Origin of the sequence: Phaeobacter sp. JH20_34 (assembly GCF_048056095.1) — a bacterium.
In the GTDB taxonomy this organism is placed as follows: domain Bacteria; phylum Pseudomonadota; class Alphaproteobacteria; order Rhodobacterales; family Rhodobacteraceae; genus Phaeobacter; species Phaeobacter bryozoorum.
In genome coordinates this window covers 1-13,119 of sequence record NZ_JAYMWT010000019.1, presented here as the reverse complement: position 1 = coordinate 13,119, position 13,119 = coordinate 1, and the positions used below count along the sequence as shown (strand labels likewise).

Annotated in this window: 10 protein-coding genes; 1 reads left to right on the top strand and 9 read right to left on the bottom strand. The window is 60.5% G+C overall.

What is annotated here, in order from left to right:
• Positions 1–2: 2 nt before the first annotated feature.
• The 8 genes from VWZ81_RS13225 to VWZ81_RS13190 form a co-directional block, all read right to left on the bottom strand.
• Complete coding sequence (locus VWZ81_RS13225) at positions 3–509, bottom strand: YciI family protein (protein WP_416536539.1); 507 nt, start codon at positions 507–509, stop codon at positions 3–5.
• A 262-nt stretch (positions 510–771) separates the two neighbouring features.
• Entirely contained in the window at positions 772–2,376 is a 1,605-nt protein-coding gene (locus VWZ81_RS13220) for an amidohydrolase (protein ID WP_416543298.1), read from the bottom strand.
• Between the two features lie 10 nt (positions 2,377–2,386).
• Complete coding sequence (locus tag VWZ81_RS13215; RefSeq protein ID WP_416543297.1) at positions 2,387–3,310, bottom strand: ABC transporter ATP-binding protein; 924 nt, start codon at positions 3,308–3,310, stop codon at positions 2,387–2,389.
• On the bottom strand, positions 3,307–4,290 hold the full coding sequence (locus VWZ81_RS13210; RefSeq protein WP_340544472.1) for an ABC transporter ATP-binding protein: 984 nt from the start codon (positions 4,288–4,290) through the stop codon (positions 3,307–3,309). The genes VWZ81_RS13215 and VWZ81_RS13210 overlap by 4 nt, the downstream gene beginning before the upstream one ends.
• Positions 4,287–5,144 (bottom strand): ABC transporter permease, encoded by an 858-nt coding sequence (locus VWZ81_RS13205; RefSeq protein WP_340546277.1) that lies wholly within the window; start codon positions 5,142–5,144, stop codon positions 4,287–4,289. The genes VWZ81_RS13210 and VWZ81_RS13205 overlap by 4 nt, the downstream gene beginning before the upstream one ends.
• 11 nt (positions 5,145–5,155) lie before the next feature.
• Complete coding sequence (locus VWZ81_RS13200; protein WP_416536542.1) at positions 5,156–6,094, bottom strand: ABC transporter permease; 939 nt, start codon at positions 6,092–6,094, stop codon at positions 5,156–5,158.
• Between the two features lie 73 nt (positions 6,095–6,167).
• On the bottom strand, positions 6,168–7,730 hold the full coding sequence (locus VWZ81_RS13195) for an ABC transporter substrate-binding protein (protein WP_416543296.1): 1,563 nt from the start codon (positions 7,728–7,730) through the stop codon (positions 6,168–6,170).
• Positions 7,731–7,752: 22 nt separating this feature from the next.
• Positions 7,753–9,735 (bottom strand): CocE/NonD family hydrolase, encoded by a 1,983-nt coding sequence (locus VWZ81_RS13190; RefSeq protein ID WP_416543295.1) that lies wholly within the window; start codon positions 9,733–9,735, stop codon positions 7,753–7,755.
• A 126-nt stretch (positions 9,736–9,861) separates the two neighbouring features.
• Here VWZ81_RS13190 and VWZ81_RS13185 point away from each other — a divergent pair, with 126 nt between their 5' ends.
• Positions 9,862–10,629 carry a helix-turn-helix transcriptional regulator gene (locus VWZ81_RS13185; RefSeq protein WP_340544476.1) on the top strand — a complete coding sequence of 256 codons (768 nt, stop codon included), beginning with the start codon at positions 9,862–9,864 and terminating at the stop codon, positions 10,627–10,629.
• A gap of 68 nt (positions 10,630–10,697) precedes the next feature.
• Here VWZ81_RS13185 and VWZ81_RS13180 read toward each other — a convergent pair.
• Positions 10,698–13,119, bottom strand: a 2,422-nt coding sequence (locus VWZ81_RS13180; RefSeq protein WP_416543294.1) for a Hint domain-containing protein, incomplete at its 5' end; no start/stop codon positions are given.

Here is a 13,119-nt window from a genome sequence, read left to right as displayed (position 1 = left end):
GCCTATTCCGATGAAATCGCACCTCCAGCCCAGGCCACGGGCCGCACTTCTAGCCGAACCACCGGGGATGAGATCATCTTGGCATGGGTTAGAGCATCGTCCAGGTTTTCAAAGTCGGCGGCGTAAAATCCCAAGAAACTCTCTTTGGTCTCGGCATAGGGCCCATCCACAATCAACGGAGGCTGATCGACCGCCGGTGCAGGGTCAAGCATCACTGCCGAGGTTGGCGGCATCAGCTTGATCGAGATGAACTCCCCTCGTTTCTTCAGCGCCTCCTGCAACGCGCCATGTCCGGCCAGCACTTCGTCCTGCCGTTCTTTGGGGAGTGTTTCAAAAAGCCCGGCTTCTCCGTAGATTGTAATTGCATAGATCATGGTTTTCTCCAGTGCACTGATCACATGCTGCAAGAACGCGCGGGCCAATGCAAATCCGACAATACCTGCGTGGATTTCTGAAAAAAGATGATTGCTGGTCGCGCGGCTGGATCGCGAACCCTTGTAATCGCCCATGACGCTGCGCTTGCGCGGCGGGTATTCTAGCAGGTCTGCGTCCTATTGGTTCTTTGCAACGCTTGAGCGTGGCATCCCCTCCCAATGCAACAGCGCAATGGAGATGAGGCATGTTGCGGGCGCACACGCATACGAGATTGGGTAATTGCCAAATGCAAAGCTGCTGCAATCTGTGTCCTCGGCTATGGTCTCTCTGAATAGGTTGTGAAGCGATCAAAAATGAACCCGTCACGACCACAGTCACACAGACCTCGTCGGAGGGTCAGTCTCCCGACACCATTTTGCCCGCTCGAATTGTCGCCGTCACTTTCAAATCCAGAAGGTTCTCTGAGGCCGCAATCGGATTGCCTGAGAGAACTGCAAGATCGGCGCATTTTCCCGGCTCTATTGATCCACGAATATCTTCCTGGAAGACCTGCCAGGCCGCGTCTATCGTTTGTGCCCGCAGGGCCGAGAGGACGCTGATTTTCTGGCTTTCCCCGAGCAGCCGCCCGCTTGATGTGGTGCGGTTGACGGCGCAATGGGCCAGATGCAGCGGCCTGGTTGGCGTTACGGAGGCGTCATTGTGCAGGGTGTAGCGGACCCCAAATCGCTCGGCCGACGCGGCGGGGGACAGGCGGCTGGCGCGCTCGGGGCCGAGAAACGTACTGTAATGGCGATCGCCCCAGAAATGGATATGGGCCGAGAAGAAGCTGACCGTGATGCCAAGCTCAGCCATACGGCTAAGCTGGTCGTCGCGCAGGGTCTGGCCGTGAATGATCGTGTGGCGGTGATCCGCGCGTGGGGTGTCGGCCAAGGCGGCGGCCACGGCATCAATGAACATGTCGGCCCCGGCATCACCGTTGCAGTGGCAATGGATCTGGTGGCCGAGGTCATGTAGTTTCCTGACTTCGCGGCGGTGTTCCTCAGCGGCCACATAGGGCATCCCGCAGGAATGTTTCGGGTCAATTGGCCGGTGATAGGGCGCAGAGAGATAGGCGGTCTGAAGCTGGAATGCCCCATCGGTAAATAGCTTGCGGGGGCCAAGGGTGAAATGCCGATTGCCGGGCCAGTCGAGAGTGTCCCAAAGCCCCGGTTCAAGCTCTCCAATGGGCAGCAGCATCAGGTCGATACCGGGATCTTTGTCTGGTCCGAGCGAGGCAAAATGCTCCAGCATTACCCGCGAGGTCCAGGCGTTCTGCGCATAGGTCACGCCATGGGCGAGGTAATCGTCGCGGCAGACCGCGAAACCCTGCCAGAATCTTTCGCGATTGATCAGGAAATCGGTATCGCCCATTTCGCCCATGGCGGACAGGCCTTCGATGAGACCTGTCAGCGCGCCGTCATCCCGGCGGCCATAGCGGCCGCCCAGTGGGTCCGGCGTATCCCGTGAGATGCCGCGCATTTCAAGGGCGGCGGAGTTCGCGACGCCATTGTGGCCCGAGGCATGAAGCACCCAGATGGGATGATCTGTGGACACGTCGTCCAGTTCAGCCCGGGTCGGCATCCGACCCTCGGCGATTGCGGTGTTGTCAAAAAGAACCCCCATAACCCATTCGCCTTTTGGGGTGTCGGCTGCCTTGGCACGCAGGCGGTTTAGCGCCGTTGCCATATCGATGCAGTCGCCACGTGGCGGTGACGCAAGATCGACACGGAAAAGCGCAATGAACCCCGGATCGGGAAAGTGCCCATGCGGGTCGATAAAGGCCGGGATAAGCGTCTGGCCCTGCAGGTCATGGAGCCGCGTGCCGCCGGGCATCTGGGCGCGCAGGACGGTTTCGTCGCCGACGGCACGGATCAATCCGCCTTCGGTCAGCACCGCCTCGGGCTGAGAGTTTTCGACGTCCATCGTCAGGATGGTGCCGTTGGAATAAAGCGTGGCTGTCATTGCGGGCTCGCTACGAGAGTGGCGCGAGGCAGCGCAGGCCATGGCCTGCGGTCACCTCCCATCTGGGTGTTTGGGTGCAAATGTCATGGGCAAAGGGGCAGCGCTCGCGGAACTCGCATCCCTTTGGCCGGTTCATCAGACTCGGCGGTTCGCCCTTCAGCGCGATGCGTTCCAGCCGGGCGTCAGGGTCAGGTTCCGGGTTCGCGCTGAGAAGGCAGCGGGTGTAGGGATGGCGCGGGCTTTCGAATATTGCTTCGGTGGTGCCTTCTTCCACCAGCCGCCCCAGATACATGATCCCCATACGGTCGGCCACATGGCGCACGACGCTGAGGTTATGGGTGATGATCACCATGGCCAGCCCCAGCCGTTCGCGCAGTTCATTGAGCAGGTTCAGCAACTCGCCCTGCACGGAGACGTCCAATCCCGCTGTCGGTTCGTCGGCCAGGATCAACCTGGGTTCCAGCGCCAGTGCGCGGGCCACCCCGACACGCCGTGCCTGACCGCCGGACAATTGATAGGGATAGCGGTCGGCGAAATGCGCAGGCAGGTTGACCATCTCCAGCAGGCGCTTCGCCTCGGCGTGCAGGTCGCGGCTCTTCATGCCCTGAATCCTGTAGGGTTCCGTGATCAGACTGCCGATGGTCAGCCGCGGAGACAGGCTTCCGACCGGATCCTGAAACATCATGGCGATGTCCTTGCGCAGGGGGCGCAGCTGCCGTTCGGGCAGGCCGCGGATTTCCCTGCCGTCGAATTTGACCGAACCGGCCTGCGCCGGGGCCAGCCCGGCAATTGCGCGAATGACGGTTGTCTTGCCCGATCCGCTTTCGCCGACAAGCGCGTAGGTTTCGCCCGGGGCCACGTCAAAGCTGACGCCAGCCAGCACATTGACCCGACCATAGCTGGTTTGAAGGTTATCAACAGACAGAAGGCTCACGCCGTCATCTCCTCATGGTTCAGCCAACAGGCAGCCAGATGACCGTCGTCTCCCAGTCGCTCAAGTGGCGGCACGTCTGCCGCGCAGCGGGCGATTGCCTGATCGCACCGGTCGCGAAAAATGCAGCCGCCGGGCAGGTTCGCCAGATCGGGAACTTCGCCCGGAATGGTCGGCAGGACACGGGCGCGGGTCTTGATGTGGCCCGGATCACATTCGATCAGGCGGCGGGTGTAGGGATGTTTCGGGTTGTGAAAGATCTCGCGTACATCGCCGCTTTCGACGACTGCGCCCGCATACATCACCACCACCCTGTCACAGAGTTCCGCAATCACGCCCAGATGATGCGAGATGAATAGGATCGCGCAGTTCATTTCGCGCTGAAGCTCCTGCAAGCGTTCGATAATCTGTACTTCAAGCGTGGCATCCAGTGCCGTTGTGGGTTCATCGGCGATCAGCAGGTCAGGCTCGGACATCAGCGCCATGGCAATGGCGATCCGCTGGCGCATCCCGCCAGAGAATTCATGCGGGAACTGGTTCAGCCGCGCGTCGGGATCGGGAATGCCCACAGCCCCCAGCATTTTCGCGGCGGTTGCGCGTTTTGCGGCCTTGGACGCGGAGGACCGGTGCTGGATATCGACCATCTGCTGACCGACGGTCAGCACCGGGTTGTGGGTCTGCATCGGGTCCTGGAAGACGATTGAGATATCGTCGCCGCGCAGGGCGCGCATCTGACGCTCGTTGGCCTGCAACAGGTCCTGCCCCTTGAACCGTACCGCGCCCTCACGGAACCGCGTGTTCGGTGCCGTCAACCGCAGGATCGACGAGATCAGCGTCGACTTTCCGCAGCCGCTTTCGCCGACGATCCCGACGATTTCCCCTTTGCGGACGTCAAAGGTGATATCGCGCAAGGCTTTCAGGTCGCCGCGTTCGGTTTTATAGTCGACGCTGAGATGGTCGATCTCCAACAAGGTTTCGGTCATCGGTTCTTTCTCAATTTCGGGTCAACCACGTCGCGCAGGGATTCGCCGAGGAAGGTGAAGCCCAGCGTTGCGATGATGATCGGCAGGCCGCCTCCGACCACCAACCACGGCGTTTGCCGGATCAGGGCATAGCCATCTTTCAACAATGCACCCCAGCTGGGTGTCGGCGGTTTTACCCCTAGACCGAGGAACGACAGACCGGCCTCAAGCGCGATCACCGTGGGGATGTCCATGGCAGCCAGAACCGCCAGGACGCCAATGATATTGGGTAGCAAATGGACACCCAGAATACGGGCCATGCTGGCCCCCATGGAGCGTTCGGCCAGTATGAACTCCGAGTTGCGCAATGTGAGCGTCTGCGTGCGCGCCACACGGCCATAGGTCGGGATCGAGGTCGCCATGACCACGAAAACCACAGTTTGCAGGCTGGGACCCACCAGCGCGACGACGGCCAGCGCGAACATCACGGTTGGGAATGACCGGATGGTGTCAAACAGAAGCATCAGCAGATTGTCGAGCCATTTTGGCCCGTAGCCCGCGATCATTCCCAGTGTCAGACCGATCACCATGGCACCAAAGACCGCAGGCAAGGCGACCTTCAGCGCCACCTGTCCGCCCATGATCACGCGGCTGAAGGTATCTCGGCCCAGCTGGTCGGTGCCCAGCCAATGGCTGGCCGATGGGCCTTGCATACGGTCCTGAATATTCATGGCAATCGGATCGTAGGGCACAATCCATGGCGCGAAGATGGCGCTGAACACGATGGCCCCGACGATGATCAGCCCCATCAGGCCCAGCGGGTTCCCGGCGACGCCTTTGAGAATAATGCCGAGTTCGGAGCGCGGTTTACCCATGGTCGAGGACGTCATGTCGAGGTCCTCGCGCGCGGGTCCAGCCAGGCGTTGACGAGGTCCGCAACGGCGGTCGAGATAACGAACAGCCCCGTTGAGATGAGCACCGAGCCCATGACGATCGGGTAGTTGCGGGTGGTGATGCTATCGATCACCAATTTGCCCAGACCGGGCCGGGCAAAGACGATCTCGGCAAAAACGGCCGCACTGAGCAGAAAGCCCATCCCGACGCCGATCACGGTGACGACCGGCAGAACGGCGATCCGCAACGCGTAGACCATGACGATCCGTCGCTCGGAGAGACCAAAGGCGCGGGCGGTCCGGATGTGGTGTTCACCAAGCACTTCCAGCATCGAGGCACGTACAAGCCGCGCGATATACCCGACCCAACTCAGCCCGATTGCAAACGCGGGCAAAACCAGATGATCCAGCCGGTCCCAGAACCCGTCACCGACACCAATCGCCGGGAACCACTGGAGCTGCACGGCAAACAGCAAAAGCGACAAAAGCGCCACGACAAATGCGGGGGCCGCGACGAAACTCACCGACAGCACCGCGACGCTTCGGTCGATCAGGGTGTTGGGATGGGCCGCGGCATAGGCGCCAAGCCCGATGCCGAGGGCGGCAGACCAGAGGATCGACGCAAAGATCAGCTCAAGCGTGAAGGGAAGCTGTTGAAAGACAATCTGGGTGACCGAGCGGCCCGAAAACACGTCGGTGCCCAGATCGCCCTGCATCATGTTGCTGTAAAAGATCACCAGTTGCCGCCAAATCGGCTGATCCAGCGCCAGTTCGGCGGTGAGCCGTGCCTGAAGCTCCGGGGTCGCTCGCGGACCAAGCATGATCTGCACCGGATCGCCGGGGACTGCACGGATCATCAGGAACATGAGTGTTACCGCAACAAAGAGGATCAGCGCCGCAAGCGCAAACCGCCTCAGAGCAAAGTTGAACATCGATCGGGCCTTTCTGGGCGGGGTAATCGCGTGCGGCCGCCCGAGGGCAGCCACACGCAGAGACGTAGGGAGGTTACGCCTTGCCGAAGTATCTGAGCAGCGAAAGCCCATCCGGGCGCAGGGCCGGAACAACACGCGAGGAATGCACGACCGGCGTTGCTTCATGGGTGATAAAGCGATAGGCGCCGCTTTCTTCCATCAGGTCCTGCGCTCGCTGATACATTGCAGCGCGTTCTGCATTGTCGGTTTCCGCAGATGCGGCGGCGTGGAGTTTGTCGAATTCGTCATTGCGGAAACGTTCCCAGTTCCAGATGCCTGCCTGTTCAGTGGTGAACCAGGCCGTTGCATAGGAGGGATCAGGCGCCATCGAGAAGCGGTTCAGCACCAGTTGAAGATCTTCGTTTTCGCCGCTCGCCCAGAACGCACCGGATTCCAGAACGTTGATTTCCAGCGTGATCCCGATTTGCGCCAGCATCGCCTGAATGACCTGAGCCATCGTCGTGTAGGTCGTCTTGTTCAGGATATCGAGCGTGAGGGAGACATTTGTCTCGCCGGATTCCGCAAGCAGTGCCATTGCCTTTTCAATGTTGGCCTGCGGCGCCACAAGACCCTGAGCACGGTTTCCTGCCAGACCCGGTGCGATGATGCCTGTCGACGGATCCGCCGCGCCAAAGTAGGAGGCCTCCAGGATTGTCGGCACGTCGATGGCATGCTGGATCGCCTGCCGCAGTTTCTGGTTCTGTAGTTTCGGGTGATCCAGATTCATCCCCAGCCAGACATAGAACAGCGAGGGGTTTTCGACGAGGGTCCCGCCGTTTGGAACGCCGCCACGGTAGCGCGCGACCGATCCTAGCGAGACGCGGGTCAGGTCCAGCTCGCCTGCCTCGAATGCGATCTCGGCGGTGTTTTCATCGTCGATCGGGTAGACTTCAATCGTATCCCAGGCCGGTGCGTCCCCTTTCCAGTTGGGGTTTCGCTGCAACACTGTCTTCTCCTTGGGGCTCCAGCTCGCGCGCAGATAGGGGCCGCTTTCGGCGACCGGGTCGGAGCCGATCCGCCCGCCAGTGGCCTCAACCGCGGCCTTGGACACGATGTTGCCGGTGATATAGGGCAAGGCAATAGACCAGAGCGGCGCGAAGGGCTCGTTCAGCACAATGGTGCCTTCGCGCTCGCCAGTGACCTCAACATGGCTGAGCGGTCCCATATCCGGCTTGTTCGGGCTTTCGGTGGCCTCGGCCACGATCCGTTCGAAGCTGAATTTGACATCCTCGGCTGTCATCGCGCCATGGCCGTTGGTAAAGCCGATGTCATCGCGCAGGGCGAATTTGATATGGGTCGGGTCCACCTGTTCGATCATCGACGCCGCATCAAGTTGCCAGCCCCATTCGGAGCCGGGCTTGTACTGGATCAGCTTGTTGTAAATTGCGGCGTGGATCTCCTCTTCCACAACGCCGACACTATGCGCGGGATCCATGTTCGGAGCGTCGCCATAGGCGCGGACGCGCAGGACGCCATCATGCTGGGCAAAAGCGGTCCCCGCCCAGCCCATAGGCATTGCGGCGGCCGCACCAAGCGCTGTCGCGCCTTTTAGGAAGTTTCGGCGTCCTGTTGGTGCCTTCATCCATTCGATCTTCATTGTGATCTCCCCGTTGGGTTGTTCAGAGAAGCCCGCGCGGAATGGTCCGCGACCATTCTTTTGACAGGACTTCGGTTTCATCGGGCCCTTCCGTGGCCCGCAAACTGCGGTGCAGGTAGAAATGCGTCTCGTCGCAGGACATGCGCGAATGCGTGTCGATCCGAACCTGCCAGTCGTCGCGGCGGAACTCGAACCGCCAGTCGGCCACCATCTTGGCGCTGGCGGGATCATCGGGATGGATGGAATAATGCGTCGCTACATGGCTGCCGCTGATAAGGCCGTGATAGGGATCGCGCGACATGCCGAAATCGTCAAATGCGTCGAGCGTTGTCCGTCCTTCATCGTCGGTTCCACGCCGTGACGTGCTCGACGGATCACGCAGGACATCCGCAGCCAATGTCGGAAATTTGTCTGGCGGTCCGGGGTTGGCAGGCTCCGGTTCACCAGCCACGCGTCGCTGAGGCAGTGTCAACTGGCTGCCCGGGCAGTCCAGCGTGATCGTCACAGGTTTGGGCGAGGGCCAGACGATCGGCCAGTAGGATGTCGACAGCGCCAGACGGAGGCGATGCCCCGCGCGCAGCCGATGGGCACAGGCGTTCAGTTCGAACTCAACCTCGTAGCGTTCGCCCGGCACCAAAGCGTCCGGGGTTTCGTGGCTTTTGTGATGGGTCAGGTTGAAGGGCCGATAGGTGATGCGTTGCGACACGCCATCCGGCGCGACATCACAGAGCCGGGCCACCACCTGGGCAACCGGTTGATCAACACGAAACGCCAGCTTCAGACGCGGGCGTCCAACGATCTCAAGCGGCGCGTCCAGCGAAATGTCAAAGCAGGTGGAGTGCCTGTCGTCCTCGACCTGATCGCCCGGCAGCTCGTTGTCGATCCGCATCCCCGGGCAGAAATAGCCGCTGGCGGACCCGACGCTGGCAGGATTGGCAATATCGACCTCCCCGGCTTTGGCCGCTGGGCACAGCGCACCATCGCCGAGAAAATAAATGCGCTCCTGAATGGTGTTCGATGGCCAGCTTTCCTCTGACACCCACCGACCCCTGCGTGGCTGGTTCTTGCCGGACGGGTTGTCATGTTCCTGCACGAATGTTCGCAAGGCAGGCAGTGTTTCAGCCCCGTTCAACTCGCCTTTCAGCCATCGGTCGAACCATCCGATGATCTCCGAATGGGCGTCTGCGGCTTCGATCTTTGAGATATGCGGATAGCGGTGCTCCCAGGGGCCGATCAGCGCTTTGGTCGGCGAAGTCAGGTTCTCAACCAGGGTAAGGGGCGTGTTGACATAAGCGTCCGCCCAGCCTGTGATTGCCAGAACCGGCACCTCGATCCGTGACCAGTCTTCGCAAACCGATCCGTGTTTCCAGAACTCATCGCTTGTGGGGTGCGCCAGCCAGTCGGCGGCAAGATCAGGCAGCAGCTCCATCCGCGCGATCCAGTCATCGCGCCAGTCGGGCCGCAGGTCGGGATCAGCAGGGCGAGACAGATAGGCAAACATCTGTGCCGCCCAATTGGCGTTATCGCTGAGCAGGCAGCCGCCCATGTAGTGAATGTCATCGGCATAGCGGTCAGCCGTCGAGGCCATGGTGACAACCGCCTTCAATTCCGGCGGTCGGCGATACGCAAGCTGCAGGCCGTTGAAGCCACCCCAGCTGATCCCGATCATTCCGACGTGGCCATCACACCAGTCCTGGCCTGCGATCCATTTCAGAGCCTCTTCGCCATCGCAGAGCTCCTGTTCGGAGTATTCATCGTCAAAACGGCCCTGGCTGTCGCCGGTCCCGGCAATGTCGACCCGCACACAGGCATAGCCATGGGCGGCAAACACCCGATGTGTGGTTTCATCACGCGCTGCCGTTCCGTCCCGCTTGCGATAGGGGAGATACTCCAGGATCGCCGGCGCAGCCCCCGGCAGAGCGGGAAGCCAGACCCGTGCCGCCAGTTTTCGCCCGTCGGGAAGAGGGATCCACTCATTCTCTAGTGTCTTGATTTCGTTTTGCACGCCGATCACCGTTTGCGACTCACAAGCGAAAATTGGAACGAAAATCAAAAACCACCTAGTAAGCAACTGTACGCAGGTTTAAGCTTTTATAAGCATTAATGCGTCTATGTGCGAAGGACTTGTCGCATGTCGGAAAACTTTTCGCGGAACCTGCGATCCCTCTGCGCTGACTACGGCAGCATTGCGCAGGTCTGCCGCGATATCGGCTTGAACCGTCAGCAATTCAATCGATACCTCAATGGCGGTGGAATGCCCTCGGCGCACAACCTTCGGCGCATCGCCCGGCATTTCAATATCAGCGAACAGGACCTCGACCTGGATCACCCGGCCTTCTTGGGCAGGATGAACAGATTGACGGCGCCCTCCCGCAAAAGCCCGGCGCGCGTGCTGTCCAGAATTTTCGAGAACCAGGCCGGTCCGCTGCGTCGGTACCTGGGGTTCTATCACGGCCATTTCACAACGCCGACCTGGGAAGGCAAGATCATGCGCACGCTGATCTGGCTGCGTGAACAGGACGGCTATATCGTTTCGCATACCTTCGAACGTGCCTTGAGCGATGATCAAAGCATCGTTCAACGGACGAAATATACCGGGCTGGCAGCCTATAAGGGCAATCGCATCTACCTGTTGGAAAGCGCAAACAGCGAGGATGGATTCTTGTCGGAGTCCATTCTGTTTCCCGCGCATCGCCAACAGGTCAGATATCTGAACGGGATGACAATGGGCGTCGCCACCAAACCGCGTATGGCCCCATACTCGTCGCCGACCGTCTGGAAACGGCTATCTGAAAGCACCTCGGTCCGGGATGCTCTGAAGCAAACAGGTATCTTTCGCTTCAACGACACAAGGATCGACGTAATCGTGCGCAACCAGCTGGCGGACGCGCAGGACTGAATAGGACTGCGATTTCACCGTGTCTCTTCCGGGTGAGGACCAACTGGCAGAGAGCCGCTAACCGGCTGTCACCTGTCGACGTTTTCGACACAAAAACTGCGGTTGGTTATCGGGTGAAACCTTAGTGGGCTGCCAGTTTCGCGCCCCCTGTGGCTGTGAGTCCAATAGGGTGGGGTGCCCGCCAGCCGCCTGCCTTGAAGAAGTCCAAGGCGCCCGTTGAGTATTTGCAGTTCATTGCGTGATAGAACGGTTGCGGCCCGCGCCCCGTAGGCTTGTTCGACAGGCATCTGATCCAATTCAGGGAGTAGGGCGTATAGTTCTAGGCGAGTTACGGCCGACATCATCTTCATAGCCATCGGCCCAGGATAGAAGCTTTCGCTCGGGATATCATTGGATATCAGCGTCGCATGTTTGTCGAGCATAAGATGGATATACGTGACGCTCTGACGACCCCGCGCAAAAGAAGCCAATGTAGTTTCTTCAGCCAGATGCTTAGCCCGCACATAGTAGGACGCATTCGTGAGCTGATCTGTCAGCAGGACGCAGTGCTGCGGCGACACCACCAGCGCACGTGCATTGCCCAGCACGCCCGGCCTGATCCGGACCGGCGTGAGGTTCTGCGGTAGAGACGCAGTTTTAACTGCGACTTCCGACAGGGCCAGCCAGCGTATCGGCATCGGGCCGTATTCAAGAGTTGTGACCAGATCGCCGGGCTTCAGCGTTTCTATCTTGGTTTCGCCGCTTGGGGTTGCGATCATCGTACCGGGCGTGAAACACGGGATGCCCATCGAATTGAGTTTCTGGGCGTTGTCCACCTGCGAACGCTGAACGCCAACCAGCGTCACCGACTCGCCGTTGACAAAGGTCAGCACCGCATCACCTGTCCCGTCGCCATTGGTGTCGCTGACGACAACATCCCAGGCATTGACCGGATTGCCATCTGCATCGACCAGATTCGAGACATCGAATTGGTCTACCGTGGTGCCATCGCCGCTGTCGGTCATGTCGAAATTCGTCACGATATCCGACCCGGCAAGATCGGACACTCCCAGGGTATCCCTGTCGCTATCGGCACCAAGGTCAATAACGTCGTCCCCGGTGCCACCCTCGATCGTGTCGGCACCGGTGCCGCCGGTGATTGTATCGGCGTCCGCGCCGCCGTCGATCACGTCATTATTGCCGCCGCCGTCGAGGGAGTCCGCGCCATCTCCGCCTTGAAGGGTATCCTGACCATCACCACCGGCGATACTATCGTTTCCATCGCCACCGGTGAGGCTGTCTTTGCCCAGACCGCCGTCGATGGTGTCATCGCCCAAGCCACCGTCTATGGTGTCATCCGATAGGTTCAGGCCTGAGTCGGTGATCACGTCGTTGCCGTCACCGCCCAGGATCAGATCGCTTTGGTTGCCGCCGTCAATCGTGTCCGCCCCAGCACCACCCGAGATAGTGTCGGCACCGAGTCCACCAAGAAGGCTGTCATTGCCCGCGCCACCGTCGATGGTATCCTCGCCATCGCCACCGTCGATTGTATCGTTCCCGGATCCGCCGGTCACGGTGTCGTTGCCGCCGCCTGCGATAATCTCGATCCCGCCTGCGTCGTTGGTGGCGTCCACCACATCGGCTGAGTCGCCCAGGATTACGCGCTCGATTTCGGAGAAGGTGAGCGTACTGGTGCCGTCGCTGATCGTGCCCGCGCCGGTACCGGTAAAGGTTACCGTGACCGGAACGGTGACGGCCGACAGATCAAGCGTGTCGTAATCCGTGCCGGTGGTGACCCCTTCGCCGCCGATGATCGTGTCCGCGCCAAAGTTGTCCTCGATGACAAACGTGTCAGCATCGTCGCCACCCGACATACTGTCGGCGCCAGTGCCACCGACCAGCCTGTCATTGTCAGCACCGCCTTCAAGCGTATCGTCGCCGTCGTTGCCTTCGAGCGTGTCATTGCCGCCGGTGGCAACGATGCTGTCATTGCCCGCACCGCCGACCAGGCTGTCATCGCCGTCGGAGTTCATCAACGTGTCATTGCCGGAGCCACCGATCAGGGTATCGTTGCCAAGGCCGGTTGTGAGGAAGTCGTCGCCATCACCGCCGTCGATCAGATCATCCCCGTCGCCGCCCGCAATCGTGTCGTTGCCGGAGCCGCCGGTCACGGTGTCATTGCCGGCCCCGGCGATAATCTCCATTCCGTCTGTGTCGCTGGTAATATCCACCACATCGGCTGAGGCGCCCAGGATCAGCCGCTCGATCTGCGAGAAGCTGAGCGTGCTTGTCCCGTCGCTTATCGTGCCCGCGCCGGAGCCGGTGAAGGTCACGGTGACCGGGTTGGTCACGGCGGAAAGGTCGATGGTGTCGTAATCCGTGCCGGTGGTGACCCCTTCGCCGCCGATGATCGTGTCCGCGCCAAAGCCGTCCTCGATCACAAATGTGTCGGCATCGTCCCCGCCCGACAGGCTATCAGCGCCAGTACCGCCCGAAATCGTGTCAGCGCCC